Origin of the sequence: Nocardioides sp. Root1257, assembly GCF_001425175.1 — a bacterium.
In the GTDB taxonomy this organism is placed as follows: domain Bacteria; phylum Actinomycetota; class Actinomycetes; order Propionibacteriales; family Nocardioidaceae; genus Nocardioides.
The window spans coordinates 1,208,667-1,234,311 of sequence record NZ_LMDV01000008.1 but is presented as its reverse complement, the minus strand read 5'-3'; the positions used below and the strand labels follow the sequence as shown (position 1 = coordinate 1,234,311).

Annotated in this window: 25 protein-coding genes, 2 tRNA genes and 1 riboswitch; of the genes, 20 read left to right on the top strand and 7 right to left on the bottom strand. The window is 72.9% G+C overall.

The annotated features are described in order from the left end of the window. Nucleotides 1-25 precede the first annotated feature (25 nt). Nucleotides 26-1,393, top strand: coding sequence for an aminopeptidase P family protein (locus ASC77_RS14045; RefSeq protein ID WP_056153745.1), 1,368 nt, complete (start codon nt 26-28; stop codon nt 1,391-1,393). A 32-nt stretch (nt 1,394-1,425) separates the two neighbouring features. Here ASC77_RS14045 and ASC77_RS14040 read toward each other — a convergent pair whose 3' ends face one another. Beyond that, nucleotides 1,426-1,746, bottom strand: coding sequence for a transglycosylase family protein (locus tag ASC77_RS14040; protein ID WP_056153743.1), 321 nt, complete (start codon nt 1,744-1,746; stop codon nt 1,426-1,428). Further along, nucleotides 1,745-1,889: riboswitch (cyclic di-AMP (ydaO/yuaA leader) on the bottom strand. Its footprint overlaps the gene before it by 2 nt. A gap of 130 nt (nt 1,890-2,019) precedes the next feature. On the opposite strand from ASC77_RS14040, the gene ASC77_RS14035 reads away from it, so the two are divergent. Then, nucleotides 2,020-2,424: a PGPGW domain-containing protein gene (locus tag ASC77_RS14035; RefSeq protein ID WP_056153740.1), complete on the top strand. Its 405-nt coding sequence runs from the start codon at nt 2,020-2,022 to the stop codon at nt 2,422-2,424. Nucleotides 2,425-2,430: 6 nt separating this feature from the next. Here the strand turns inward: ASC77_RS14035 and ASC77_RS14030 are convergent, their stop codons facing one another. Next, nucleotides 2,431-3,603, bottom strand: a complete 1,173-nt coding sequence (locus ASC77_RS14030) for a glycoside hydrolase family 6 protein (RefSeq protein ID WP_056153737.1) — start codon at nt 3,601-3,603, stop codon at nt 2,431-2,433. Nucleotides 3,604-3,814: 211 nt separating this feature from the next. Between ASC77_RS14030 and ASC77_RS14025 the strand changes: the two genes are divergently transcribed. The 5 genes from ASC77_RS14025 (at nt 3,815) to ASC77_RS14005 (ending at nt 10,441) form a co-directional block, all read left to right on the top strand. Then, a complete protein-coding gene (locus ASC77_RS14025) occupies nt 3,815-5,071 on the top strand; it encodes an MFS transporter (RefSeq protein WP_056153735.1) in 1,257 nt (418 codons plus the stop codon). A 156-nt stretch (nt 5,072-5,227) separates the two neighbouring features. Then, a complete protein-coding gene (locus ASC77_RS14020; RefSeq protein ID WP_156391074.1) occupies nt 5,228-6,904 on the top strand; it encodes a peptidoglycan DD-metalloendopeptidase family protein in 1,677 nt (558 codons plus the stop codon). Nucleotides 6,905-7,152: 248 nt separating this feature from the next. Further along, nucleotides 7,153-7,226, top strand: a tRNA-Arg gene (locus tag ASC77_RS14015). A gap of 26 nt (nt 7,227-7,252) precedes the next feature. Then, on the top strand, nt 7,253-8,011 hold the full coding sequence (locus ASC77_RS14010) for a hypothetical protein (protein WP_056153729.1): 759 nt from the start codon (nt 7,253-7,255) through the stop codon (nt 8,009-8,011). 150 nt (nt 8,012-8,161) lie between these two features. Next, a complete protein-coding gene (locus tag ASC77_RS14005; protein WP_056153726.1) occupies nt 8,162-10,441 on the top strand; it encodes an SCO7613 C-terminal domain-containing membrane protein in 2,280 nt (759 codons plus the stop codon). Here the strand turns inward: ASC77_RS14005 and ASC77_RS14000 are convergent, their stop codons facing one another. From ASC77_RS14000 to ASC77_RS13985, 4 genes are all read right to left on the bottom strand, one after another. Beyond that, on the bottom strand, nt 10,442-11,098 hold the full coding sequence (locus tag ASC77_RS14000) for a response regulator transcription factor (protein WP_056153723.1): 657 nt from the start codon (nt 11,096-11,098) through the stop codon (nt 10,442-10,444). A gap of 125 nt (nt 11,099-11,223) precedes the next feature. After that, on the bottom strand, nt 11,224-12,264 hold the full coding sequence (locus tag ASC77_RS13995; RefSeq protein WP_056153720.1) for an adenosine deaminase: 1,041 nt from the start codon (nt 12,262-12,264) through the stop codon (nt 11,224-11,226). Between the two features lie 19 nt (nt 12,265-12,283). Continuing rightward, nucleotides 12,284-13,021 carry a DsbA family protein gene (locus ASC77_RS13990; protein ID WP_056153718.1) on the bottom strand — a complete coding sequence of 246 codons (738 nt, stop codon included), beginning with the start codon at nt 13,019-13,021 and terminating at the stop codon, nt 12,284-12,286. Next, the gene (locus ASC77_RS13985) at nt 13,021-13,494 is read right to left on the bottom strand and encodes a MauE/DoxX family redox-associated membrane protein (protein WP_056153715.1); all 474 of its coding nucleotides are present in this window, start codon (nt 13,492-13,494) and stop codon (nt 13,021-13,023) included. The genes ASC77_RS13990 and ASC77_RS13985 overlap by 1 nt, the downstream gene beginning before the upstream one ends. A 139-nt stretch (nt 13,495-13,633) precedes the next feature. Here ASC77_RS13985 and ASC77_RS13980 point away from each other — a divergent pair, with 139 nt between their 5' ends. From ASC77_RS13980 to ASC77_RS13920, 13 genes are all read left to right on the top strand, one after another. After that, nucleotides 13,634-14,875, top strand: a complete 1,242-nt coding sequence (locus ASC77_RS13980) for an OmpA family protein (RefSeq protein ID WP_056153711.1) — start codon at nt 13,634-13,636, stop codon at nt 14,873-14,875. A gap of 77 nt (nt 14,876-14,952) precedes the next feature. Then, nucleotides 14,953-15,609, top strand: coding sequence for an oligoribonuclease (orn, locus tag ASC77_RS13975; protein ID WP_056153707.1), 657 nt, complete (start codon nt 14,953-14,955; stop codon nt 15,607-15,609). 41 nt (nt 15,610-15,650) lie between these two features. Beyond that, a tRNA-His gene (locus ASC77_RS13970) sits at nt 15,651-15,726 on the top strand. Between the two features lie 177 nt (nt 15,727-15,903). Further along, a complete protein-coding gene (locus tag ASC77_RS13965; protein WP_082574692.1) occupies nt 15,904-16,392 on the top strand; it encodes a DUF2231 domain-containing protein in 489 nt (162 codons plus the stop codon). Between the two features lie 16 nt (nt 16,393-16,408). Continuing rightward, nucleotides 16,409-17,098: a response regulator transcription factor gene (locus ASC77_RS13960; RefSeq protein ID WP_056154174.1), complete on the top strand. Its 690-nt coding sequence runs from the start codon at nt 16,409-16,411 to the stop codon at nt 17,096-17,098. After that, nucleotides 17,095-18,444, top strand: coding sequence for a sensor histidine kinase (locus ASC77_RS13955; RefSeq protein ID WP_056153702.1), 1,350 nt, complete (start codon nt 17,095-17,097; stop codon nt 18,442-18,444). The genes ASC77_RS13960 and ASC77_RS13955 overlap by 4 nt, the downstream gene beginning before the upstream one ends. 93 nt (nt 18,445-18,537) lie before the next feature. Continuing rightward, on the top strand, nt 18,538-18,831 hold the full coding sequence (locus ASC77_RS13950; RefSeq protein ID WP_056153697.1) for a hypothetical protein: 294 nt from the start codon (nt 18,538-18,540) through the stop codon (nt 18,829-18,831). Next, complete coding sequence (locus tag ASC77_RS13945) at nt 18,828-19,742, top strand: FAD:protein FMN transferase (protein WP_056153694.1); 915 nt, start codon at nt 18,828-18,830, stop codon at nt 19,740-19,742. Before ASC77_RS13950 ends, ASC77_RS13945 begins: the two co-directional genes overlap by 4 nt. Beyond that, nucleotides 19,739-20,341: a hypothetical protein gene (locus ASC77_RS13940; RefSeq protein ID WP_056153691.1), complete on the top strand. Its 603-nt coding sequence runs from the start codon at nt 19,739-19,741 to the stop codon at nt 20,339-20,341. Before ASC77_RS13945 ends, ASC77_RS13940 begins: the two co-directional genes overlap by 4 nt. Further along, nucleotides 20,338-21,534, top strand: coding sequence for an NADH-ubiquinone oxidoreductase-F iron-sulfur binding region domain-containing protein (locus ASC77_RS13935; RefSeq protein WP_056153688.1), 1,197 nt, complete (start codon nt 20,338-20,340; stop codon nt 21,532-21,534). The genes ASC77_RS13940 and ASC77_RS13935 overlap by 4 nt, the downstream gene beginning before the upstream one ends. Continuing rightward, on the top strand, nt 21,531-21,725 hold the full coding sequence (locus ASC77_RS13930; RefSeq protein WP_056153686.1) for a ferredoxin: 195 nt from the start codon (nt 21,531-21,533) through the stop codon (nt 21,723-21,725). Before ASC77_RS13935 ends, ASC77_RS13930 begins: the two co-directional genes overlap by 4 nt. An 83-nt stretch (nt 21,726-21,808) precedes the next feature. Then, entirely contained in the window at nt 21,809-22,675 is an 867-nt protein-coding gene (locus tag ASC77_RS13925; protein ID WP_056153683.1) for an alpha/beta hydrolase family protein, read from the top strand. Between the two features lie 47 nt (nt 22,676-22,722). After that, nucleotides 22,723-23,577, top strand: coding sequence for a helix-turn-helix domain-containing GNAT family N-acetyltransferase (locus tag ASC77_RS13920; RefSeq protein ID WP_056153680.1), 855 nt, complete (start codon nt 22,723-22,725; stop codon nt 23,575-23,577). A 2-nt stretch (nt 23,578-23,579) separates the two neighbouring features. On the opposite strand, the gene ASC77_RS13915 is transcribed toward ASC77_RS13920, so the two are convergent. Next, nucleotides 23,580-25,640 (bottom strand): ATP-binding protein, encoded by a 2,061-nt coding sequence (locus tag ASC77_RS13915; RefSeq protein ID WP_156391073.1) that lies wholly within the window; start codon nt 25,638-25,640, stop codon nt 23,580-23,582. Between the last annotated feature and the right edge of the window lie 5 nt (nt 25,641-25,645).

Below are 25,645 nucleotides of genomic sequence, written 5' to 3'. Positions count from 1 at the left end.
CGGATTCCCGGCGTACAGTGACGGGGTGAGCGAGAACGAGACCAGCACCGAACCCAAGACCGAGTCGCACGACCCGGCGGTCCCCGCGGCGTACGCCGCGTTCATGCGCGAGGGCTGGGGCGACCGCGAGCTCGACCTCCCCGTCGCGGCGGTCGCGGGCCCGGCGGCGCAGCGTCGTCAGCGGCTCGCCGAGGCGTTCCCGGGCGAGCGGCTGGTGCTCCCGGCCGGCACCTACAAGGTCCGCGCCTACGACACCGACTACCGGTTCCGCCCCGACACCGCGCACACCTACTTCTCCGGCAACCAGACCAGCGACGCCGTCCTCGTGGTCGCTGACGGCGAGTCGGTGCTCTACGCCCGCCCGCGCTCCTCGCGCGACACCGACGAGTTCTTCCGCGACCGGCAGTACGGCGAGCTCTGGGCCGGCCGCCGCCCGTCGCTCAAGGAGATGTCGGACTCGCTCGGCCTCGAGGTCCGCCACATCGACGACCTGCCGTCCTTCGACGACGGCCCGAAGACCCGCAACCTCACGACCGACGCCGATCTGGCCCGGGTCGCGTCCGAGCTGCGCCTCGTCAAGGACGCGTGGGAGGTCGAGCAGCTCCAGGAGGCGTGCGACATCACCACGTTGGGCTTCGAGGACGTCGTGCGCGAGTGGGACCGCGTGCTCGAGCTCGGCGAGCGCTGGATCGAGGGCACCTTCTTCCGCCGGGCCCGCGCGATGGGCAACGACATCGGCTACGACTCGATCGTCGGCGGCGGCAAGCACGCCACGACGCTGCACTGGATCGACAACACCGGCCCGATCACGCCGGGCGAGCTGGTGCTGCTCGACATGGGCGTCGAGAACACCTCGCTCTACACCGCCGACGTGACCCGCACGCTGCCGATCGACGGCCGGTTCACCAGCCTGCAGCGCGAGCTCTACGACCTCGTCTACACCGCCCAGCAGGCCGGCATCGAGGCGATCCGGCCGGGCGAGGCGTTCCGGGTCGGTCACAACGCGGCGATGGACGTGCTGGCGCACGGTCTCGAGGACCTGAAGCTGCTGCCGGTCTCGGCCGAGGAGGCGCTCGACCCCGAGAGCCGGGTCTACGCCCGCTGGACCCTGCACGGCACCAGCCACATGCTCGGCATGGACGTGCACGACTGCGGCCAGGCCGCACCCGAGTCGTACGCCGAGGGCACCCTCGTCGAGGGCATGGTCCTCACCGTCGAGCCGGGGCTGTACTTCCAGGAGGACGACCTCCTGGTGCCGGAGGAGCTGCGCGGCATCGGCATCCGGATCGAGGACGACATCCTCGTCACGGCCGACGGGTCGACGAACCTGTCGGCCGCCCTCCCCCGCACCTCGACCGAGGTCGAGGAGTGGATGGACCGCCTGCGCGGTTGAGCACAGGCGGTCCGCCCGTCAGCTGATCGGGATCAGGCGCAGCTCGGCCAGGCGCCCCAGCCCTGACCGTTCTGGATCCGCTCGGCGACCCGGATCTGCTCGCGCTTGGTCGCGCGGCTCGGCAGGTGGGCGAACTTGCGGCCGCCGTACCCGTTCCAGGTGGACTTGCTGATCTGGAGGCCGCCGTAGTAGCCGTTGCCGGTGTTGATGTGCCAGCGACCGCCGGACTCGCAGTGGGCGATCCGGTCCCAGGTGCGGGTGGACGCCCCGTCGGCCGTCGTCGTGGTCGCGACGACGGGGGTGATGGTGGCCGCCGTCAGGGCAGCCGCGGACACGAGAGTGCGCATGCGCATGGGTTCTCCTCGACGCCTGCGGAGTTAGCTGTCGGGTTCGGGCGGAGATGTGGCCCGGCCGCACGGGTGCGGCTTCACCCCGAGGGTCGTCGTACGACCCGGAGACCTGGGTCCCCCGTCCCCGTCCTCGGTGTTCGAGTCACTCGCGGCCGGACGGGGCTCGGCGTGGCTGCGTGCGGTCCCGGTCTGCCGGGACTCCTCGACGGTAAGCGGCGGGACCAGACGATCCAAACTCGCTCAGACACCTCTCAGGCCGGGCTGTCACCCTGAGGCATGCCCGCTGACCACTCGCTCTCCCCGCGCGCCCAGGCGCTGCTGACCCGCATCGACTCGTGGTCGGACGCCGGCCCGGTGCGCGCCGTTGTGGTGAAGGTCATGGTCACGATCGCCGGCCCCCTGGTCATCGCCGCGGGCATCGCGATGCTGGTGCTGCCCGGTCCGGGCCTCGTCGTCATCGCCCTCGGCTTCGCGCTGCTCGCGCTCGAGTACGCCTGGGCCCGGCACGCGCTCGGGCTCCTCGGCCACGGGCTCGGCCGCGTCAAGCAGGCGCTCTTCCCCCGGGAGGGCACGCCCGCCCGCAAGCTGGTCGGCGTGGTCGCGACGGCCGGCTTCGTCGTCGCCACCACGGTGCTGACCTCGGCGGTCACCGCCCTGATCGGCACCCAGGCGCTGGCCTGATCCCTCTCAGGGGGTCGGCAGCGGAGTCGGCAGCAGGGGGCCCGGCCACGGCGTCGACCTGGCCATCGTGATCGCCCGCTTCATCACGAACGGATCGGCCTGGTTGTAGAGCCAGGGCCGGCCGAACCACACGAACCCGTCGACGTAGCGACGAGCCGTCGTCCGGTTCTCCTCCGTCAGCCCCCAGATCGCGTCCGCGGTGCGGGTCGTCGGCGGGATGCCGAGCGTCACGCAGCGGGTCTGGGCCGCGGTCCGGCACACGCGGGCGTTGTCCTTGAGGTCGCCCTTGCGGGCCGGGATCACGTCCGACCACGCCATCGGGCGACCGCTCTTGGCGGTGTCGAGGATGAAGTGCTTCTCGCCGTACCCGTCGCGCTGGAGGATCTCGACGATGCTCGCGCCCTGGGCGATGTTGGCGTCCGGGCCGTTGTAGTGGGTCGAGTCCAGGGCGAAGCCGCGCGCGTACTCGATCCCGGTGCGCTCGAGGAGCGCCGCGCACCGCTCCGGGTCGGCGCCGTACCCGTTCTGGCACCAGTCCGCGGCACCGGCGTCGATGTAGACGCTGGTGCGCGACAGCGCCGACAGCTTCTGGGTCGCGTAGCTCAGCAGCCGGGACTTCGCGGCCCGGTCAGGGACGCACCAGAGGAACGGCCCGTCCGGCTGCATCACCACGAGCATCGGGGTGTCCCCGATGCCGGCGGCGAGCTGGTTGATCCACCGGCGGTAGCTGCGCTTCTCCGCCGACGTGGACCGGCGCGTGCAGCCCTCCTGCTCCCACGGCTTCATCCGGAAGACCGCGATCTGCACGAGCTTGTCCGGGTCGCCCGCCTGCGCCGCGGCGATGTGCTTCTGCACCGTGGTCCGGATCTCGGAGTCCGCGACCCAGCCCCCGAACCACTTCGTCCGCGGCCGCAGCCCGATCTTCGCGAGCAGCGCCGCCTGGGCGCCGCGCGCCTTCAGGAACGGGCCGGAGACCTGGTCCTGCGGACCCTGGTAGACGCCCCACAGTCGCCCGGCGAGCGGGTTCGTCGGGTTCTCGGCGTACGCCGGCTGGGCCTGCTGCCACACCTCGACCGAGGGGAGCAGCGGCTCCCGGGCCGCCGAGGCGCTGGGGACCGGGACGGTCAGCAGGGTCGCGAGGAGCAGCAGCGCGAGGCTGCCGCGGGCGGCTGATCGCATGGTGCTCCTCCCGAGCGGCTGAGTGGTCTGGACACCAGGGTGCCCACCGGAGGTCCGGCCTGTTCACGGATCGGCAGAACTGGCGCTCTGCTGAGTGGTCCGGGAATCGGCCGTCCGTCCGCGCGCGTCGTACGATGGAGGCGCAGAGGGTTTCACGCGTCTTGGAGGTGGGTTCGGCGCGTCGTACAGACGCACCCGAAAGGCACCCACCGTGTCACCCCTCGCCTCCTACCGGCGGCTCTTCGAGCTCGCCGGGACGCCGTACGTCGTCGTCGCGTTCCTCGCCCGGCTGCCGCTCGCGATGAGCCAGCTCGGCACCCTGCTCCTGGTCTCCGAGGCCACCGGCAGCTACGGCCTCGGCGGTCTCGCCGCCGGCGCCCTGGCCGTGGCGAACGCGATCGGTGCGCCGTTCGCCGGCTCGCTCGCCGACCGGGTCGGCCAGCGCCACGTGGTGCTGGTGCAGTCCATCGCCGGCGCCGCCTCGCTCACCCTCCTCGTCGCCCTGGTCCACGCGGGCGCCTCGGACGCAGCGATCGTCGGCACCGCCGCGCTCGCCGGTCTCGCGATGCCCCAGGTCGGCCCGCTGGCGCGGGTGCGCTGGCGGCCGATCACCTCGCGCACCGGCGCCCAGCAGCGCCGGCTCGTCGACGTGGCGTTCTCCTACGAGGGCGCAGCCGACGAGGCGTCCTTCGCGATCGGCCCGGCCCTGGTCGGCCTCGGCGTCGTGCTGGTCTCCCCCGGCGGTGCGCTGCTGCTCGCGGCCGCGCTGCTGGCAGTCTTCGGCACGGCGTTCGCGCTGCACCGCACGGCCCGCGTGGTCCGCGGCCAGGGCGCCGCTCTGCCCACCGGTCGCCTGGTGACCCCGGTCCTCCTCGTGCTCGTCTCGGCGCAGCTGCTGATCGGGACGCTCTTCGGCGCCACCCAGACCGGCACGACCGTGCTCGCGACGGAGGTCGGCCAGCCCGGCATCGCCGGTCTGGTCCACGCCACCCTCGGCCTCGGCAGCGCGCTGGCCGGCATCGCCACGGCGTACATCCCCGAGCGCTTCGGCCCCGAGCGCCGCATCCTGGTCGCCGCCGGCGCCCTGCTCGTGCTGTCGCTGCCGCTGCTCCTCGTCGGCAGCCTGCCGGCCCTCGTCGCGGCGGTCGCCCTGCTCGGCTGCGCGGTCGCGCCGTTCATGATCGGCGTCTTCACCCTGGCGGAGCGGGTCGTCTCCCCCGGCCGCGTCGCCACCGCGATGACCGTCCTCGCCAGCGCCACCGGCGTCGGCTACGCCCTGGGCTCCAGCGCCGCCGGTCGGCTCGCCGACGCCCACGGCTACACCGCTGCCTTCGCGGTCACCGTCACGGCCATGGCCTGCGCGCTCACCCTGGTGTCGCTCTCCCAGCGCCGCCTGCGCACCGCCCTCGCCGACGCCGCCGTCGGTGCCCCGGTCGACGAGCCCGCGCTGGCCGACGCGGCGGCCTGATCCGGTCTGGGCCACCCGGCGCGAGTTGCCGGATTCCGTCATGTCGTCCGCACCGATTCGGACAGACTCCCTGCTCGTCCGGGTCGTAGAGGCAGCTGCGGGGGAAACATGTCGTTCCGGTGGAAGACGGGGCGCTCAGCCTCGACGTTGCTCGTGGTGTCGGCCGTCGTCCTGGCCCTGGTCGGTCCGGTCGGCTCGGCCTCGGCGACCAAGTCGTTCTCCACCAAGCCCGTCCCGGCGGTCAGCGGCACCCTGCGGGTCGGGTCGACGGTCACGGCGAACCCACGGAAGTGGGCGCCCAGACCGACCAGCCTCTCCTACCAGTGGTACGTCGGTTCCCACGCGGTCAAGGGCGCGACCGGCAGGTCCTGGAAGCTGCCCGCCGCCGTGTCCGGCAAGCGCATCCACGTCACCGTCACCGCTCGGAGGGCCGGCTACGCCACGGCGAGCAGGGCCTCCGCCGCGAAGAAGGTCACGCCCGGTGTGCTCGCCGGACCGAGCCCGACGATCTCCGGGCCGGCGACGGTCGGCTCGACCCTGACCGCCGTACCCGGCACCTGGAGCCCTCGCACGACGCTGCGCTACCAGTGGAGCCGCTCCGGGGCCGCCGTGAGCGGCGCGACCGGGCCGACGTACGCCGTCGGCTTCGCAGACGAGGGCGCGGCGATCAGCGTGACGGTGACGGGCGCGAAGGCCGGTCACGCGGCCAGGTCGGTGACCTCGGCCGCAGTGACGGTCGCGGTGCCGAGCGCCCTCGGTGCCGGCCAGACGCTGCTGGCCGGGCAGTACCTCCGCTCACCCAGCGGCCAGTACACGCTGGTCCAGCAGGACGACGGCAACCTCGTCGAGTACAAGGACTCGACCGCCGTGTGGTCCTCCGGGACGCACGGCTCCGGCCTCCGGACCGCCATGCAGGGCGACGGCAACGCCGTCGTCTACGACGGCGGCTCGGCGAAGTGGAGCACCGACTCGTGGGGCTCGGGCGGGACCCAGCTGGTGCTGCAGGACGACGGCAACCTCGTCGTCTACGACGCCAACGGCAAGGCGGTCTGGGCACCGAACGTGGTCGGCTGGATCACGGTCTACACCGGCTCGACGGCCGGCGGCGCGTCCGGCACCCAGAGCCAGTCGCAGGCGACGCTCGCCAGCACGCAGTTCCGGGTCTACCCCGTGGGGACGCGGCTCCCGGTCACCTGCGGCATCACCAACGGGCAGGCGGTCGACGGAAGTGCGACGCCGGGCACCGCCAAGACCTCGACCTGGCACCGGCTCCTCTGGGGTGACTGGGTGGCCGACGCGGACTTCAAGACGACCGTGGACGGCCTCGTGCCCAAGGGCATCCTGGGCTTCGTCGCGAACGAGCCCAACTGCGGAGGCGGCGGAGGCGGCGGTCAGACCACCACCCTCCCGGGGATGAACGGCTGGGTCTACCCGATCCAGCCGCACGCCAAGCTCACGACCTACTCCGGCCACAACGGTGACGACTTCCCCGTCGGGATTGGCACCCCCGTCTACGCGATGTACGGCGGGACCGTGAGCATCCCGGCGGCGTACGCCGTGACCTCCGCGTGGTGCCCGGTCGCCGCAGCGATCGGGCGCACCCAGCAGGACCTGATCGTCAACTCGAGTCGTGACGGCCACGCCTACCGGTTCGACTACGCGCACTTGAGCAGCTTCTCGGTGAGCAACGGACAGACCGTGCAGGCCGGGACCCTGCTCGGCTACTCCGGAGACCGGGGCTGCGTGACGGGACCGCACCTGCACATCGACATCAAGCTCGACGGCAAGGCGAACCAGATCTACCCGCACAACCTGATCGGCTGGAGCTACTGACGGCCGGAGCGGCACGCGACTCGGATCTCATCCTCCTCGGCACACACTTCACCCGTTCGGTCATTGTTTTCTCCCGGTTCCGGAGGAATGCTGGGCACCAGGTAGGGGGGTCGCGGCGCCCGGCTTGCGCAGCCCGGGCGCCGCGACCGCGGTCTACGGGAGCTGTCGGCGCGATCGTCGAGTGCCGGGTCCGCGAGGCTCGAAGCCTCGAAACCACTATCCTTGCGCGGGGTCCTCACCGACCCCCGGCCCCTGTAGCTCAGCTGGATAGAGCAAGAGCCTTCTAATCTCTAGGTCGCAGGTTCGAGTCCTGCCGGGGGCGCCTCATCTCGATCGCTGAGGAGCACCATGACGACCGACTGGACGACGCTGGCGGAGATCGCGGGCGAGCCGAGGACCCGCGCGAGCGTCGGGTACGAGGACCGGGCGGCCGAGCTCCAGGAGCTGGTGGGTGACTCGCACGCCTTCCTCTCCGGGCACCTCGGCACCGACTTCGCGCCGTCGGTCGTGGTGGCCGATGCGCGGGGCTGGTCCCTCGGCGGGGATGAGATCCCCTACGGCATCCCGTACGCCTCCGACAACGGGTTCGATCTGGTCATCCCGGCCGACCCGGCGGGCAACTTCCTGGTCGACGCGTACGCCGAGGTGGGCTCCCGCGCGTCTGCGGAGCGGTTCGCCGACCTGATCGCCGTGCACGAGCTCGGCCACCTGCACGCCCGGGAGATGGGCCTCGATGTGCCACAGGGATGGCTGGTCGAGCTCGTCGCGACGTACCTGTCCTACTGCTTCCTCGCCGAGCAGCGGCCGGCGGACGCGGAGATCTGGCACCGCCTCGCGCAGGCCCGGGTCGACAGCGTGACGCCGGAGCACCGATCGCTGGAGACCCTCGACGAGCTCTACTTCGGGGTCGGTGCCGAGAACTACATCTGGTACCAGGACGCGCTCACCGTCATGGCCGTGCGCGTGCACGCGGTGCTGGGCATCGGCTTCGCGACCGCGCTGAGGGCGACCGGGATCGGTCCGGAGAGCAGCGGGCCTGAGCTGCTCGCGGCTGCCGACCGGGTGTTCCCGGGTTTCGAGGAGTGGGCAGCCGAGCTGCGCAGCTGAGGACGCGTACTCAGGCCGGCGATCGGGGCCCGGTGGGTCAATGACTGCATGCCTCGTTACGCGGATCCGTTCACCTGTCCCAGCTGCGACTCGCGACTGCCCGTCAGCGTGTCCCGCTGCCCGGCGTGCCGCCTCGATCTGGCTCACCCGATGGCCAGCGAGCTGCTCCAGACCCTGCGGACGGCCGACGACCTGCTCGCCCGGCTGCAGGCGGTATCCGCAGCGGACCCGACGCCGGTGGTCGAGCGGACGCCGTACCCGGCACCGGCGATCCCGCCGCGACCTGCCCGCGGCCTCAGCGGCGCGTCGGTGCCGCGGATCCTGCTCTCGCTCGGCGCGCTCTGCCTCCTCGTCGCAGCCGTGATCTTCCTCGCCGTCGCATGGACCTGGCTCGGCATCGGCGGACGTACGGCGGTGCTGGTGGGCCTGACCGCGGTCAGCGGCGGCCTGGGTGTGGTCCTCGGCCGACGCGGCTTGCGGGTCGCCGCCGAGGCGCTGACGACGGTCTCGCTGGGGCTGCTGACCCTCGACGTGATCGGCGCCGACAACGCCGGCTGGCTCGGCGATCTCGACACCGCCGAGCTCGTCACGGTCGTCAGCGCGACGCTCCTGACCGCTGCACTCGCACTGAGCCTGTCCACCCGTCTCGTGGCCACGCAGCTGGTCGCTGTCCTTGCGCTCTCAGGTCTCGGCCTCGGGGTCGCGGCCACGACCGAGCGACCGCAGCTGGTCGCCGCCCTCGTCGTGGTGGCGTACGCCGCCCTGGCCGCCACCACCCGCAGGGCCGGGCTGGAGGTCCTCTGGCTCCTCGCGGCCGCCGCTGGCACGACCTGGTGGCTCGGGTTCGCGGTCTCCGGGCTGGGCGAGGCCGTCGACCACACCACCTGGCGCGCGCTGTGGCTGGACGGGCACGGCTACCCGTTCGTGGTCGCCGCGCTCCTGCTCCTGCTCCCGCTCCTGGTCGACCGCACCCACGACGCGTTGGTGCGGGCCCTGGTCACCGTGGCCGTCGCGATGCTCACCTTCTCGGTCTCGGTCCCGGCGCTGGACGAGGGCGTGACGGCGCTCGCCCTCGCCGGCCTCGCCACGCTGGCCGTCTGGACCGTCGTCGCCGTGGCGACCCCGACGAGCTGGCGGAGCGTGCCGGTCGCCTCGATGGCGCTGGGCGCGCTCCCGCTCGCAGGAGTGGTCCTCGTGCTGGCGCCGGAGGCGGCGGCCAACGCTCTCGAGACCACGTCCCCCTTCGCCGGATCCCTCGGCCTACGGCTCGACGACCCAGCCCTCGCGGCGTCGCCGTGGCTGCTGGCCGTGGGCGTCGCGGCCCTGGTCGCTGCGCTCCTGGCGCTGGTGCGGCGTACGGCGGGGCGCGTGGTCGCCGGCATCGCCACCGTCGCCGCCGGGGCCGTGGGCACCCTGGCGCTCCACCCCGTGCCGATCTGGGTCGTCGCGGCCGCCCTCGCCCTCATCGGGGTCGCGCTCGCCGCCGTACGGCGTGGGCCGGTCGAGGCCGGGGCGGCTGGGGCCTTCCTGCTGGCGGCCGGCATCATCGCCCTGCCGAGCGCCGGCCTCACAGCGCTCGTCGCGGCGCTGGTCGTCGCGATCGCCGTCGCGGTCCGCTGGCGCGGGGAGTTCGACGGCGCCGAGGAGGCCGGCGGCCTGGTGCTGCCGGTCGCCGCCGGCGCCCTGGTCTGGTCCGCGCTGGCGGCGACCGGGGTGTCCGCCGCGTGGAGCGGGGTCCCGGTGCTGATGGTGGTCGGGCTGCTGGCGATCGTCCTCGCCGCCCCGGAGGTCGAGGTCGGCGCCTGCGCCGCCGGCCTGGTGGCCGCGGCAGGCGCGGTCGCCGCGGCCGGCGATCCGACCACCTCGCTGGCCGTCCACCTCACGGTCGCAGGCGCCCTGGTCACCGCGAGCGCCCTGGTGCACCCCGACCGACGGCTGCTCGGCTGGCCGGGGGGCGCCCTGCTGGCGGCCGCGACCTGGGTCCGGCTCGCCGACCTCGGCGTCCAGGCGCCCGAGCCCTACACGCTGCCGAGCGCGGCGGCGCTGATCGTCCTCGGCCTGGTCCAGCTGCACCGGAACCCGACGGCGTCGACCCGGCACGTACTCGGGCCCGGACTGGTGCTCGCCACCGTGCCCTCGCTGCTGTGGGTGCTCGTGGACCCGGTGTCGTCCCGGGCGGTGCTGCTCGGCGGCGCCTGCCTGACCTTGGCGCTCGTCGGCACCCGGCTCCGCTGGAGCGCTCCGCTCGTCGGCGGGTCGGCGGTCGGCGCCGTGCTGGTGCTGCGCGAGCTCGCGCCGTACGCCGCGACGGTGCCGCAGTGGGTCCTGATCGGGATCGCCGGCACCCTGCTCACCGTCGTCGGCATCACCTGGGAGAGCCGGCTGCGTGACGTGCGCACGACCGCCGACTACCTGCGCCAGCTGCGCTGATCAGCGGTGGGCGGGCGGCACCACGCTGCGCATCCGGTCCGGCTCGAAGCCGTGCCGCATCCCCCAGGCGACCGCCTGCGACCGGCGGGTGACGTCGATCTTGCGGTAGGCCGTGCGGATGTAGGTCTTGACCGAGTTGATCGACAGGTAGGTGCGCTCGGCGATCTCCTGGTTGCTGAGTCCCTGGGTGATCAGCGCCAGGACCTCCGCCTCGCGCGCGCTCAGCCCGAGCTCCCGTCCCGGCCACTCGCCGGCCGCGGACCGGTCCGCCACGGCCGACTCTGTCGGCGTGACGGTCTCGCCCCGGTGCACCGCCTCGATACCCGCGACGACCTCCTCGGCCTCGAGCCCCTTGGAGAGGTAGCCGGCGGCACCGCGTTGGATGGCCGCGCGCACCAGCTCGTCGTCGATGTTCCAGCTGAAGATGACGACCCGGGCATCACCCCCGTGGACGAGGGTGTCCAGGTCGACGCCGTCGCCCTGGATCGCGGCGAACGTGTCGTAGAGGATCACGTCGACGTCGCTCACCACCGGCAGGCTCGAGTCGAGCTCGACGATGCTGATGCGCTCCCGGTGCGGCGCGAGCATGGCGGCGACGCCGGCGACCACGATCTCGTAGTCGTTGACGACCGCCACCCGGATTGGTCCCTCTCCCATAGCGGCCAACCTTACGGCTGTGACCGGCCCGACACGCGCCTCAATGCATCGATTGGTGGCCACCGCGGGATACAAAGGACACGGCCCCGCTTGGTATGAGCTCGCGGGGCCTCATTCATTTCTCGTCAGGACCGGTCGGCGTACTCATCGATCTCGGTGAGGATCCGCTCCTTGACGGCGTCCTCCGCGAACGACGCGCGTACGGCGGCGCGGGCCAGGTCGGCCACACCGGTCTCGTCGAGGTCGAGCAGGTCCGCGGCGATCTCGTACTCACGGTTGAGCGTCGTGCCGAACATCGGCGGGTCGTCGGAGTTCACCGTGAACGTGACGCCGGCGTCGCGGAACGCCCGGATCGGGTGCTCGTCGAGGCTCGCCACCGCGCGGGTGGCGATGTTGGAGGACGGGCACACCTCGAGCGGGATGCCGGTCTCGGCGAGGTGGGTCAGCAGCGCCGGGTCCTGCGCGGACGACGTGCCGTGGCCGATCCGCTCGGCGCCGAGCAGCCGCAGCGCGTGCCAGACGGTCTCCGGGCCGGTCGTCTCACCGGCGTGCGGCACGCTGTGCAGCCCCGCGGCGCGGGCGGCGTCGAAGTGCGGCTGGAACTGCGGACGCGGCACCCCCACCTCGGGCCCACCGAGGCCGAAGCCGACCAGCGCGTCGGGTCCGTGGTCGAGCGCGTAGCCCAGCGTCGCGTCGGCCGCCGGCAGGCCCGACTCCCCCGGGATGTCGTAGATCCAGCGCAGCACGAGCCCGAAGTCGCGCTCGACCGCGACACGCGCGTCCTCGATCGCCTCGGTGTAGGCCTCGATCGGCATGCCCAGCTCGTCGCTGTCCGGGCGCACCGAGGTGTACGGCGTGCACGTCAGCTCGGCGTACCGCAGACCCTGCTCAGTCGCCATCTCCCTGCCGACCTCGTGCGTGAGGTAGCGGATGTCCTCCGGCGTCCGGATCAGGCCGACGACGGAGAGGTAGACCTCGATGAAGTGGCCGAAGTCGCGGAACTCGAAGAAGCGTCGCAGCTCGTCGGGGTCGCTCGGCACCGAGCCCGGGTGCCGCGCCGCGAGCTCGGACACGATCCGCGGGGAGGCGGAGCCGACGTGGTGCACGTGCAGCTCCGCCTTGGGCAGGCGGGCGATGAAGTCGGAGGACACAGACGTGGGAGGCATCCGCCGATCCTTGCAGGCCCTACTGCAGCTTCGCGATCAGGTTCTTCGCGATGTCCTCCTGGGTGCGCCCGTCCTGGAAGACCTCGCCGTTGAGCAGCACCGTCGGCGTGCTCGCGACCCCGGCGGACGCCGCGGCCTGCGTGGCCTTGTCGACCCAGTCCTGGCCGTCGTTGTTGACGATGGCGTCGCGGACGGCGGCGTCGTCGGCTCCGGCCTTGACGGCCAGGTCGGCGAGCTCGTCGTTCTTCGGGAACGGGCCCTTCTCGTCGGGCTGGTTCTCGTAGAGCAGGTCGTGGAACTTCTTGGCGACGTCGGAGCCGGACTTGTCGAGCACGATCGAGAACGCGCCCGCCGAGCGGGCCGAGTAGTCACCGAGGCTGACCAGGAAGTTGAAGGGGCGGTACTCCACCTGCACCTTGCCGTCCTTGGCCAGCTGGGCGAGGTCGTCGCGGCTGGCGGCCTCGAAGTCGCCGCAGTAGGGGCAGAGGAAGTCCTCGTAGACGACGACCTTGTTGGGTGCGCTGTCCGGCCCGATGGTCAGGCCGAGGTCGCTGCTCGAGCTCGCCGGCTCGGCAGTCACGTCCTTGGTGGTGTCGAGGTTGCGAGCGAGGAAGTAGCCGCCGATCACGATCAGCAGGATGACGCCGACGACGCCGCCGATCATCAGGTTGCGGCGGCGGGCCTCCTCGCGCTGCTGCTGGGCGAGCGCGGCAGCGGCGCGGGCGGCGCGGTCGTTGGTGCGGTTCTTCTTCGACATCAGGATCCTTCGGACACGGGCGTACGGCGGAACAGAGCAGCGTCCAGCGACAGCCGGGTCGACGGCAGCCAGACGAGGAACAGGGAGGCGCCCAGCAGGGCGACGTCGCGGGCGATCTCCCACGGGTACTGGGACGCAGCATCGGGATCGGCGCCACCGCCGCCGAAGCAGCCGCAGTCGATGTTGATCCCCCGCGCCCACACCGAGGCGATGCCGATGATGAAGGCGACGAAGAGGATCGCGGAGATCACGGCGGCGCCGCGGGTCAGCAGCCCGATCACCAGCATCACGCCGACGACCATCTCGATCACCGGCAGCAGCTGGCCGACCGGGGTCACGAGGCTGGCGGGCAGCAGCTGGTAGGCGCGGACCGCGGCGACGCTCTGCGCCGGGTCCGGCAGCTTCAGTGCCGCCGCGAAGATCCAGACCCCGCCGACGACGACGCGCAGCAGGAGGCCGACCCATTCCTTCACGGCTCCGACCCTAGGGGCTGAGGCTGAGGCGTGTCTGAGAGGCGAAGGTCCCTGATCTCGGCCCCGACTCGTGGCCGACTCCTCATTCCGGGCCGGTCTGCGCCGATCTGCAGGACCTACCTATCCAGAGAGAGACTCCATGCTTCGCACCTCCGCGCCCCGGCGTCGCCGCGGGCTCATCCTGCTCGTCCTCACCGCCCTGACCGGGGCGATCCTCGCGCTCACGCCCGCGACCGCCAACGCGATGTGCCGCACCGGTGCGGTCGCCCGCGGCGGCTGCGGCATCCCGCAGGAGATCGACTTCCCGCCGCTCGCCGACACCCGCGTCGACCAGGGGCCCGTGCCGCTCCTCGCGACGGTGTCCACCGCGCCGGTGCGCGTCGCCGCCCGGATCCCCTCCCCGCCGAACGTCGTGGTCTACACCAGCACCACGCCGGCCGTCTGCACGATCTCCGGCGCCACCGCCGTCCTCGTGGCTCCGGGTACCTGCTCGGTGCAGGCCGACGCCCCCGAGGCGGGCTACTACCTGGCCGCCGACCCCCGGACCCAGGCCTTCCAGGTCCTGCCGCTGCCCGAGGTCCCGGCGGCACCCGCCGACCGGGCCGTGCTGACGCTGAAGGTCCCGTCGGGCCTGCCCCTGTCGGCCGGTACGGCGGCGGTCAAGGCCACCTCGACCGCTGCCGGCGCGATCGCCGTGCAGCCGCTGAGCCCGAAGGTCTGCCGCGTGACCGAGGCCGGCGCCGTCCGCCTGACCGGGCCCGGCAGCTGCCGCCTGCGCGCCACCCAGGCCGGCGCGGACGCCGTTGCGGCGTCCTTCCCGGTGTGGGGCTTCCCCCGCGTCCCGGCCACGGCCCGGGCGACCGACCTGCTCGGCGTGCTGGGCAAGGGCGAGTCGTCGTACCGCGTCGTCGCCACGCCGGCGGCCGTCTGCCGCGCGGCCGACGGCGACGTCGCGCTGATCGACGGCGGCGTGTGCCGCATCGAGGTCCGCAACGGCGGTGACGTCGTCCGCACCGACGCCGTCAAGGTCACTGTGCCGGCGAAGCCCGCGGGCACCCAGCACAGCCTCGACCTGGGCGCGACCGTCTACTTCGCGTTCAACTCCGCACGGCTGACCGACGACGGTCGCGCGACCCTGCGCAAGGTCGCGCCGATGCTGGCCAAGGCCGACCTCGTGGTCGTCTACGGGCACACCTTCGGACCGGGTCGCAACAGCGCGTCCTCGCGGGCCCTCGCGGCGCGCCGCGCCCGGGCCACCGTGGGCTTCCTCGACGAGCTCGGCGTGAAGTCGAAGGTCGTCTCGGAGGTCGCGATGGCGATGCAGCAGCCGGTCAGCAGCACCGCCTGGAAGAACCGTCGCGCCGAGGTCTACTACCGCTAGTCGGCACCGCCGCGAACGACGTCCGGGAGCCCCGGGGCCGACTGGCCCCGGGGCTCCTCGGCGTAGGGTGGCGTCTCGTGAACGACCGACTCGTCTGGATCGACTGTGAGATGACCGGGCTCGACCTCGGCGCCGATGCGCTCATCGAGGTCGCGGCCCTGGTCACCGACTTCGAGCTCAACGTGCTCGGCGAGGGCATCGACATCATCGTGAAGCCACCGCCCGAGGCGATCGACCAGATGAACGACTTCGTGCGCGAGATGCACGCCAAGTCGGGCCTGTCGGCCGAGCTCGACTCCGGGGTCACCCTCGAGGAGGCCGAGGAGCGCGTGCTCGCCTACATCAAGGAGCACTGCCCCGAGGGCAGCCGGCCCCCGCTCGCCGGCAACACCGTCGCCACCGACCGGGCGTTCCTGGCGCGCGACATGCCGACCCTCGAGACCTTCCTGCACTACCGGATCGTCGACGTGTCGTCGATCAAGGAGCTGTCGCGGCGCTGGTTCCCTCGCGCGTACTTCCAGGCGCCCGCGAAGCGCGGCAACCACCGTGCGCTCGCCGACATCCAGGAGAGCATCGAGGAGCTGCGCTACTACCGCGAGGCCGTCTTCGTGCCCTCGCCGGGCCCGGAGAGCGAGGCCGCGCGGGCGATCGCCGCGCGTCACGGCGGCGCCCTGACCGGTCTCACCGGCGACGAGCGTCCCGCCGCCCAGTCCGATTCCACGAACGGCGAGTAGTTCCCCTACACTTTCTCCTCGGTCCTCCGGGACCGGCCTTGGTGGGTATAGCTCAGCTGGTAGAGCGCCGCCTTGTGGTGGCGGATGTCGCGGGTTCGAGTCCCGTTACTCACCCCAGAGCGCCAAGCCCCTGACCTGCACGAGCAGGTCAGGGGCTTCGTGCATTTCCCACGGGTCGTGTGACGGCTCATTTGACGCAGATTTGAGGTCTCGTTGGCGCCTACCTGACCTCGCGGACCGGAGGCTCGGGCCCGGTCGGCGCGCGACGGGCGCGCCGTACGACAGGACGTGACGATGCCTTCGACGATGTTCGGCCTCCCGGTGCACCCCCTGCTGGTCCACGCCACGGTGGTGTTCGTGCCGCTCGCGGTGCTGCTGGTGGTGCTGGCGGTGTGCTGGCCGAGGTTCCGCGCCTGGGCAGGTCCCCTGCCGGCCGGGGTGAGCCTGGTCGCGCTGGTGCTGACACCGCTCTCGACCGCGACCGGCGAGAACCTCGAGCACGACCTCCCGCACAACGCCCTGATCGAGCGGCACGCCGAGCTGGGCGACCAGCTGCTGCCGTTCACGATCGCGCTGTTCGTCCTGGCCGCGGGGTTCTGGTGGCTGACCCGGACCCCACGCGAAACGGCTGCGCCGAAGCGCCCGTGGCCGCCGGTGCTCGTCACCGGGGTCGGCGTGCTCGCGGTGCTCGCCGCGATCGGCACCGGGGTGCAGGTGGCGCGGATCGGGCACAGCGGCGCCCAGGCTGCGTGGTCAGACGCGGGCTCCTCCAGTGGCGGCTGACGGCTACTCTGCCGCCATGGTGCGCATCCTGGTCGTCGAGGACGACGATGCCATCCGCAAGGCGCTGACCCGAGGCCTCACCGAGCAAGGCGCCACGGTGACGGCGGTGTCCAACGCGGTCGACGCGATCAAGACGCTGCCGGTCGACCGACCCGAGGCGGTGATGCTCGACCTCGGGCTGCCGGACCTCGACGGTGCCGACGTGCTCGCGCTGATCCGGGCCAGCAGCACGGTCCCGGTGATCATCGCGACCGCGCGCGACGACGAGCGCGAGATCGTGCGCCTCCTCGACGCGGGTGCCGACGACTACCTGATCAAACCCTTCTCCGCCGGCCAGGCAATGGCCAGGATCCGGGCGGTGCTGCGTCGTACGACGCCGGCGACGCCGACCGACCCACGGGTCGTGGTGCGGGACCTCGCCATCGACCCGGTCGCCCGCTCGGTGGTGTTCGAGGGCCGCGAGATCACCATGAACCGCAAGGAGTTCGACCTCCTCCTGGCGCTGGCGTCGCGCGTCGGTGAGGTGGTCAGCAAGCGACAGCTGCTGGCCGAGGTGTGGCAGATGCCCTGGGGTGGCGCGGACCGCACCGTCGACGTCCACCTCTCGTGGCTGCGTCGCAAGCTCGGCGAGACCGCCGCCGAGCCGCGCTACCTCCAGAGTGTGCGCGGTGTCGGCGTCAAGCTCGTCGATCCCGGCGAGCGATGAGCCTGCGGGCCCGGATCCTCGCGCTCACCGTCGGGACCGCGGCGGCGGTCCTGGCGCTGTTCGCCGTACCGCTCGTGCTGCTGCTGCACCAGTCGGCGACCGAGGACACCCGTCAGAGCGCGACCGACGTCGCCCAAGGCGTCGCCGACTACGTCAGCACCGGAGCCGTCGACGCCGATGCGCTGAGCGACTACGTCAAGCGGATCAACGACCGCAGCGACACCTACCCGGTCGAGGTGGTGCTGCCCGACGGCACCAGCGTCGGCGCGTCGGTGCCCGGTCTCGATGAGTCCGACCCCGATGGGGACGGCCGTCGCGGGGGCGTCAGGGACAACGACGGTGACAGCGACAACCGCTACGGCGACCTGCGGCCGACGTCGCAGGCGCAGACCCGGCCCGTCGACGGCGGGGAGCTCGTGGTCATCCAGGTCTCGACGTCCGACGGGCCGGTCTGGGTCGCGGCGCTCGCACCCGACTCCCAGGTCCGGCAGACGGTGCTCGAGGGGACCCTGCTCCTCGGCGGCGCTGCCATCGTGCTGCTCCTGGCCGCTGCGGGTGCCGGCGAGCTCGTCACCCGCCGCCTGGTCCGCCACCTCTCGGCCGCCGCCGAGACCGCAGACCGGCTCAGCGACGGGGACCTGACGGCCCGGGTGCCCGACGGCGGCCCGGAGGAGGTACGCCGCGTCGGCGCGGCGCTCAACCGGCTGGCCGACCGCATCGACGAGCTGCTCGTCGCGGAGCGCGAGACGGTCGCCGACCTCTCGCACCGACTGAGGACGCCCCTCACCGCTGTCCGGCTCGACGTCGAGTCGTTGCCCGAGTCCGAGCGCAAGGACGAGCTGGAGGCCCATCTCACCCAGGTCGAGCGCACCCTGACCGCCGTCATCCACGCCGCACGCCGGCCGCAGCGCGAGGGCGCGGTGGCGCACTGCGACCCCGCGGCGGCCGCCCGCGACCGCTTCGAGTTCTGGGCTCCCCTCGCGGAGGACCAGGGACGCGACGTGGCGCTCGACATCGAGGACGGGCTGCCCGAGGTCCGGGCAGCGGCCGCCGACCTGGGCTCTGCGCTCGACGCGCTGCTCGAGAACGCCGTCGCGCACACCGACGAGGGCACGGCGATCTCCGTCGTCGTGGCCCGCGGTCCCGGCGGGGCCGTCCACGTCGACGTCCGCGACCGCGGCCCGGGTGTCCCACCGGGGGCGGTCGGCCGCGGCCGCAGCGACCGGGGCTCGACGGGGCTCGGCCTGGACATCGCCCGGAGCTGCGCCGAGGCGTCGGGTGGTCGCCTCGAGCTCCTGACCGTCGACGGATGGTCGGTCGTGCGCCTGGTGCTCGGACCGCGCTGAGCAGGCTCGTGACTGCTGCCTGACAGGTTGTTTTGACCTCGATTTGAGCAGCGGTTTCCGTCCGTCTGAGCCAGGGCCACGCACGCTGTTGCCATGACCGACAACAGCCGCTCCTCGCTCCTCCGACGGGCCCGGACCCGCACCGCAGGCATCGCCCTCGGCGCCCTGGCCGGGACCGGGCTCCTCACCCTGGCGGTCGCCACCACGACCCAGCAGGCGGCCTCCGGCACGACCGACAACGGTGGCACGACGTCCGACTCGACCAGCTCGTCCGATTCGTCCGGCTCCTCGACGACATCATCGAACAGCTCCGGGAGCTCGACCGGCAGCGGAGTCGGGTCGTCGACCAGCTCGGGCAGCTCCGACGGCGGGACCCAGTCGTCATGAGCACGAGCACCGTGTGGTCGGACTGGTCCTGCCGGGTCCGGGTCACCCTCGCCACCGGGTCCACCGACGACCTGGCCACCGCCCGGCGGGTCGTGCAGCAGCTCATGGCCGCGGTGTCCGAGTCCGTCAGCAGGTTCCGCGACGACTCCGACCTGGCCGAGGTGAACGCGGCCGGCGGCTCGCTCGTCCCGGTCCGCTCGTTGACCGTCGAGCTGACCGACATCGCCCTCGCGGCCGCCCGCCGCACCCACGGGGCGGTCGACCCCACGGTCGGCGCCCACCTCCTGGCGGCCGGGTACGACGACGACATCGAGGTCGTCCGACGACGGGTGCGGACGACGACGGCCGCCCGTGCGGGCTCCGACTGGAGGTCGGTCGCGGTCGACCGGAGGCTGCACCGGGTCGGCGTGCCCGCCGGCGTCCGGCTGGACCTCGGTGCGACCGCCAAGGCCTGGACCGCCGACGAGGCGGCCCGGCGGGTCCACGCCCGGCTCGGGGTCGCCACCCTCGTGGAGATCGGCGGCGACCTCGCCGTCGCCGGCCACCTGGCCCGGCCCTGGCGGATCGACGTGGCGGAGGTGCTGGGCGGTCCGACGTACCGGGTCGACCTGACGCACGGCGGGCTCGCCACGTCGTCGGTCCTGGCCCGCAGCTGGGTCTCCGACCGCGGTCCGGAGCACCACGTCATCGACCCCAGGACGGCGCGGCCGGTGACCGGCGACCTGCGCAGCGCCACCGTCTGGGCGCCCACCGCCGTCGAGGCGAACACCTGGAGCACGGCCGCGCTCGTGTGGGGCGAGTCGGCCGCGGACCGCCTGTCCGACGTCGGGATCGACGCCCGTCTGGTCGACCGGCACGGTCACGTCGTCACCGTCGGCGCCTGGCCCGAGGACACGAGGGCCGTGGCATGACGCTCTGGTACCTCGCCCGCGCCGCCGGCCTCATCGCGTTCCTCGCCGCAACCGGGTCGGTCGTGCTCGGCGCGCTCGCCTCCACCGGTCATCGGGCCGACGACCGCTCCCGTGACCGGCGCGTCCTCCGTCAGCTCGCCCACCGCTCTGCGGCCGTCGTGACCGTCGCGATGCTCGGGCTGCACGTCGTGCTCGTCGTCACCGACAGCTTCGTCGACCTGTCCGTGCCCGGCGCGCTGGTGCCGTTCACGGCCGGCTACCGCGGCTTCGCGCTCGGGCTCGGCACCCTCGCGGCGTACAGCCTGGCCGCGGTCGCGGTCAGCGGGGCCGCCCGAGGCCGTCTGGCCGCCTCGGCCCGCTCCGCGCGGCACTGGCGGGCGCTCCACGCGTCGGCGTACGTCGTGTGGCTGCTCTCCCTGGGACACGGGATCCTCGCCGGCACCGACACGGGCCGCTGGTGGACCTGGGTCCTGTACGCCGGGTGCGCCGCCGCGGTCGCGGGTGCCCTGGTCGCCCGCCTCGTCGTCGCCGACCGCCACGAGTCCACCTCGCCCCTGGCGGCGGCCCGCCGCCAGCTCACCACCGGAGGAGTCCGATGACGATGCTCGAGACCCACCCGACCGTCTCCCGACTGCTGACGGCTCCCGCCGGGACACCCCGGCACCGCAACCAGGACGAGCTCGTCGGCCTCGCCCAGCAGGTGCGCCTGCTCGGTCGCGGCGGCGCCGGCTTCCCGGTCGCGACCAAGCTCGCGGCGATGCCTCGGGGCCGAGCCGTCCAGGTCCTGGTCAACGGGTCGGAGAGCGAGCCCGCCAGCCAGAAGGACCGCACCCTGATGCGTCAGGCACCGCACCTCGTGCTCGACGGCGCCCTGCTCGTGGCGCGTGCCCTCGACACGCGCCACGTCACCGTGCTGGTCCACGACCCCGGGGCCACGGACGCGTTGACGCGTGCGGTCCGCGAGCGGAGCGACGCCTCCCGGGTCCGGGTGGTCGCGCACGCGGGCGGGTTCGTCTCGGGCGAGGTGCGCGCCGCGATCCGACTGGTCGACGGCGCTCCGGCCGTGCCGCCCGGGCGGCGCGTGCTGCCCCACGAGAGCGGCGTCGGAGGCGCCCCGACGTTCGCGTCGAACGTCGAGACCTTCGCCCAGCTCGCCCTGCTGAGCTCACTCGGTGCCGACGGGTACGCCGCGATCGGCAGCGCCGCCGAGCCGGGGACCACCCTGCTCACCCTGGTCGGTGACGTCTCGGGCCCGGGCGTGGTCGAGGTCCCGACGGGGCTGCCCCTGGCGGCGCTGCTGCCCGGCCAGGACACGGACCCGCGACCGGTGCTGATCGGTGGCTACCACGGCAGCTGGGTCAGCGACATCCGTGACCTGCGGGTGGAGCGACCCGGGCTCCGGGAGGCGGGGCTGCCTCTCAACGCGGGCGTTGTCGCCCGGCTGTCGAACGACACCTGCGCGCTTGCCGAGGTCGTGGCGGTCAGCACCTGGCTCGCCGGCCAGTCGGCCGGGCAGTGCGGTCCGTGCTTCTTCGGGCTCCCGGCCGTCGCGCGCGACGCGTACGCGCTGCTGCACGGTCGACCGTCGACGGCCGACCTCGACCGACGCGTCGCCCAGCTGCCCGGTCGGGGCGCCTGCGCGCATCCCGACGGCGCCGCGATGTTCATCCGGACGGCGCTCACGACGATGACCGCCGAGGTCGAGGAACACCGGCGACACGGGACGTGCGGACGACCGTGGCTGCAGGAGCTGCCGACCGGTCCAGCCCCCGCCGTACGGAGTGCGTCATGAGGATCGAGGTGGACTGGACCCGCTGCGACGGCCACGGCCTGTGCGCGCGCCTCCTCCCCGAGAAGGTCGGCCTCGACGAGTGGGGCTTCCCGGTCATCGACACCCCCGAGATCGGCGACGACCTGGTGCCGCACGCCCGACGTGCGGTCGGCGCCTGTCCTGCCCTGGCGCTGAGGCTCGTGCCTGGGTGACGGGCGGCGTCGTCGCAACCGGGACCTACGCCCCTACCGGGTCGGCCCGCCCCGTGCTCTGATGCCACGGGAGGTGGTGTCCGATGCTCGGCCTGGGTGCGTGGTCCCGCTCCGGCGGCGTCACCGTCGTCGTCGTCGTCCTGGCGGTCGCCACCACGGCGTGCGGCAAGGCGGCCCACCCGACCTCGGACCCGGCCACTGCCTCGGCCGAGGCGTCCTTCAGCATCGAGTACTCCCCGGGGCAGACCGAGGACGTCTACCTGCCCGCCACGAAGGGGCCGGCGCCACTGGTGGTGATGGTGCCGGGCGGATCGTGGGTCACGGCCGATCCGGCCGGGTTCGCCGGGCTCGCCGCCCACCTCGCGGCGGCGGGCGTCGTTGCTGCGCCCACCACGATCCAGGCGGCGGTGGACGACGTGGTCTACCCCGTCCCCGTGGAGGACGTCCTCTGCGCGGTCGCGGTCGCCGTCGACCAGGTGCGGGCCCGCGGCTACCGGCCCGGCCCCGTGACGGTGCTCGGGCACTCGTCGGGCGCGCAGCTCGCCGCCCTGGCTGCGCTGGCGGCTGACGACTACACACCGACGTGCGACTCACCGCCGGTCGCCCCGGACGCCCTGGTCGGGCTCAGCGGTCCGTACGACATCAGCCGCGTACCCGACATCGCCCAGGAGCTCCTCGGCAGCAGTCCCGACGACGATCCCGAGACCTGGCAGGCGGCGAACCCGGTCGACCAGGCGGCGCTGCGCCCGGACCTGCCGGCGCTCCTCCTGCACGGCGAGGACGACGACACCGTGCCGGTGGACTTCACCACGCAGTTCGCGCAGGCGCTGGAGGACGGAGGGCACCCGACGACGACCGAGATCGTCCCGGGCGCCGACCACGACAGCATCTACAGGGCGGACGTCTCGGGAGACCTGATCGCCGAGTGGCTGCTCGCCCTGCCGACGTAGTCGCATGGCCGCTCGACGCGGGCCAATCCTCTGACTATGGTCAGAGGATGACGTCTGGCGACATCGACACCCTGCGCCGGTTCAACCGCACGTACACGCAACGGATCGGGGCGCTCGACGAGTCGTTCCTCGGCACCGGACGCCCGCTCGGGGTGTCCCGCCTGCTGTTCGAGATCGGCCCGGCCGGCGCCGGGGTCCGGGAGCTGCGCGACCGGCTGGGGCTGGACTCCGGCTACCTGACCCGTCTGCTGCGGCGCCTCGGTGAGGAGGGCCTCGTCGAGGTGACGGCGGACCCGACCGACGGGCGACGCCGGGTCACGACGCTGACGGACGCCGGTCTCGACTCCTGGCGCGAGCTCGACGACCGCTCGGAGGCCCTCGCCCGGGAGCTGGTCGCGCCACTGACCGAACGCCAGCGCGGGCGGCTCGTCGACGCCCTCGCCACCGCCGACCTGCTGGTGCGCGCCGCCACCATCCGGCTGCGCGAGGTGGCACCGACCGACCCGGCGGCCATCGACGCGGCGGGCCGCTACTTCGCCGAGCTCGACCGCCGCTTCCCGCGCGGCTTCGACCCCGGCGAGCCCGACCATGCGGGCACCTTCCTGCTGGCCACCAGCGACGGCCGCCCCGTCGCGTACGGCGGGGTCCGCGAGATCGGTCCGGGGACGGGCGAGATCAAGCGGATGTGGGTCCACGAGGACTGGCGCGGCGCCGGGCTCGGGTCGCGGATGCTGCGTGAGCTGGAGGCACTCGCCGTACGCCTCGGGCACGACCGGGTCGTGCTGGACACCAACGGCACGCTCACCGAGGCGATCGAGATGTACGGCCGGGCCGGCTACCACCCGATCGAGCGCTACAACGACAACCCGTACGCCGAGGCGTGGTTCGAGAAGCCGCTCTGAGGTCAGCCCGCGGGCGCGAGCACCGGCAGGTGGACGCGGAACGTCGTGCCCTCCCCCTGCTCGGAGTCGACGGACATCGACCCGCCGTGCTGCTCGACGATCGCGTGCGCGATCGAGAGCCCCAGACCGCTGCCGGGGATCGCACCCTCCTGGGCCAGCGAGGACCGGAAGAAGCGGGTGAAGAGCTGCGCCTGCTCGTGCTTCGGGATGCCGATGCCGGTGTCGGCCACCTCGATCACCACCTCGTCCCGACCGACCTCCAGCCGGACGGCGACGTGCCCCGCCTCCGGCGTGAACTTCACGGCGTTGCCGACCAGGTTGATCACCACCCGCTCGAGCATGTCGCGGTCGCCGAGGAACGGGACCGGCTCCTCGGGGAGCTCCACGTCGAGCTGCAGCGCGCGCCGCTCCAGCGACGGGGCGACGACCGCGCACCCGGCGGCGATGACCTTGCGCAGGTCGACCACCCGGTCGACCATCCCGAGCCCGCCGTCCTGGATCCGCGAGAGCGTCAGCAGGTCGTCGATGAGCGACAGCAGTCGTGAGCTGTTCGCCCCGACCCGCCGGATCGCGTCGAGCTGCTCCTCCTCGAGCCGGCCGTAGGCGCCGTCCTCGAGCATCTCGGTGTAGCCGAGGATGCTGGTGATCGGCGTACGCAGCTCGTGGCTGACGCTGGAGACGAACGCGTCCTTGACGCGGTCGACCTCCCGGAGCCGCTCGACCGCCTGCCGCTCGGTCTCGAGGGCCTCGACCAGCCGGTTCTCGGCCTCGACCCGCTCGGTGATGTCCTCGGACGTGCTGACGTAGCCGATCACCTCGCCGCGGTCGTCGGTGATGCGGTTGAGCGACATGGAGTGGCTGCGCTCCTCGCCGTCCTTGCGGATGAACTTCATGTCGCTCGGACCCCGGCCGATGAGGGCGGCGGCGACGGTCGTGAAGTCGGGCTCCAGCCCGAGCTCTGCCGCCTTCTCGGCGATCCCCGCGTCCGAGTGCAGCATGCGGGAGCTCTGGCCGAGCACCTCCTCGGCGGCGTAGCCCAGGAGCCGCTCCGCGCCCGGGTTGAAGAGCGTGATGCGGGCCATCGAGTCGGAGCCGATGATCGCGACACCGGTGGTCCCGTTGACGATGCTCTGCACCCGGTCGCGCTCCGCGGCGACCTGGCGCGCGTTCTCCAGCTGCTCGCCCACGCTGAGCACGAACGGGACGACCACCAGGGCGCAGTCGATGATGAAGACCGAGAGCAGGATGCCCTGCACGTCCGGCGGCAGCCCGTAGCGCTCGTGGACGTTGGCGAAGGGTCCCTCGCCACGGGTGGTCAGGGCGATGGCGAAGCCGAGCGTCACGAAGAGCTGGGCGATCGACTCGTAGGCGCCGCTGCGCAGCGCCCCCCACGCGAGCACCGGCATGATCATGAAGACCATCGCGGGGAAGTCGTTCAGCAGGAAGACGACCGGCGTCACCGTCAGGATCAGCGCCCACTGCGCCGACCGCTCGAACGCCTGCGCCAGGCCGCGGTGCGGGCGGAGCCGGCAGAAGAACGGCGTCACCGAGAGCTGCGAGGCCAGGCTCGACGTGCCGACGGCCAGGCCGAGCAGCCACGGGTTGCCCCAGCCGGTGGCGTAGCTGGTGATGACCCCGGCGACCGCGACGACGAAGTGCCCGATCGTGGCCGAGCTGATGTAGCGCGCCAGGTCGAGGTTGGTGAAGAGCGACGGCCGGGCCCGGGTGCCCTGCGTCAGGATCCACCACACCACCCAGGTCTCGGCGGTGATGCCGAGCGCGAGCCCGAGCGAGACGTCCGCCGGACGTTCGGTCCAGATGGTCCCGAACGCGATCGCGAAGACCAGGACGAGCACCACCGTCGTGGGTGGACGCCTCGAGACGAGCAGCGTCGACGACGCGAGCGCGACCGGCCAGATCCCGATGGCGTCGCCACCCTCGGGCGCGCCGTACAGCGCGAGCGTCCCGAAGATCGCCGTCAGCGCGAGCATCCCCGCGGCAGGCAGGAGCGAGGACTTCTGTGCCACTCCCCACCTCCCGAGCCGCACGCTCTCCCAGGTCACGGCAC

Bases quoted from the DNA above. Each gene is read 5' to 3' on its own strand.
- ASC77_RS14035 (WP_056153740.1), top strand. From the start codon at position 2,020: ATGCCCGCTGACCACTCGCTCTCCCCGCGCGCCCAGGCGCTGCTGACC.
- ASC77_RS13955 (WP_056153702.1), top strand. From the start codon at position 17,095: ATGAGCCTGCGGGCCCGGATCCTCGCGCTCACCGTCGGGACCGCGGCG.
- ASC77_RS14030 (WP_056153737.1), bottom strand. From the start codon at position 3,603: ATGCGATCAGCCGCCCGCGGCAGCCTCGCGCTGCTGCTCCTCGCGACC.
- ASC77_RS13940 (WP_056153691.1), top strand. From the start codon at position 19,739: ATGACGCTCTGGTACCTCGCCCGCGCCGCCGGCCTCATCGCGTTCCTC.
- ASC77_RS13920 (WP_056153680.1), top strand. From the start codon at position 22,723: ATGACGTCTGGCGACATCGACACCCTGCGCCGGTTCAACCGCACGTAC.
- ASC77_RS14010 (WP_056153729.1), top strand. From the start codon at position 7,253: ATGACGACCGACTGGACGACGCTGGCGGAGATCGCGGGCGAGCCGAGG.
- ASC77_RS13995 (WP_056153720.1), bottom strand. From the start codon at position 12,264: ATGCCTCCCACGTCTGTGTCCTCCGACTTCATCGCCCGCCTGCCCAAG.
- ASC77_RS14005 (WP_056153726.1), top strand. From the start codon at position 8,162: ATGGCCAGCGAGCTGCTCCAGACCCTGCGGACGGCCGACGACCTGCTC.
- ASC77_RS13950 (WP_056153697.1), top strand. From the start codon at position 18,538: ATGACCGACAACAGCCGCTCCTCGCTCCTCCGACGGGCCCGGACCCGC.
- ASC77_RS13925 (WP_056153683.1), top strand. From the start codon at position 21,809: ATGCTCGGCCTGGGTGCGTGGTCCCGCTCCGGCGGCGTCACCGTCGTC.
- ASC77_RS13990 (WP_056153718.1), bottom strand. From the start codon at position 13,021: ATGTCGAAGAAGAACCGCACCAACGACCGCGCCGCCCGCGCCGCTGCC.
- ASC77_RS13930 (WP_056153686.1), top strand. From the start codon at position 21,531: ATGAGGATCGAGGTGGACTGGACCCGCTGCGACGGCCACGGCCTGTGC.
- ASC77_RS13960 (WP_056154174.1), top strand. From the start codon at position 16,409: ATGGTGCGCATCCTGGTCGTCGAGGACGACGATGCCATCCGCAAGGCG.
- ASC77_RS13980 (WP_056153711.1), top strand. From the start codon at position 13,634: ATGCTTCGCACCTCCGCGCCCCGGCGTCGCCGCGGGCTCATCCTGCTC.
- ASC77_RS14040 (WP_056153743.1), bottom strand. From the start codon at position 1,746: ATGCGCATGCGCACTCTCGTGTCCGCGGCTGCCCTGACGGCGGCCACC.
- ASC77_RS13965 (WP_082574692.1), top strand. From the start codon at position 15,904: ATGCCTTCGACGATGTTCGGCCTCCCGGTGCACCCCCTGCTGGTCCAC.
- ASC77_RS14000 (WP_056153723.1), bottom strand. From the start codon at position 11,098: ATGGGAGAGGGACCAATCCGGGTGGCGGTCGTCAACGACTACGAGATC.
- ASC77_RS13945 (WP_056153694.1), top strand. From the start codon at position 18,828: ATGAGCACGAGCACCGTGTGGTCGGACTGGTCCTGCCGGGTCCGGGTC.
- ASC77_RS13935 (WP_056153688.1), top strand. From the start codon at position 20,338: ATGACGATGCTCGAGACCCACCCGACCGTCTCCCGACTGCTGACGGCT.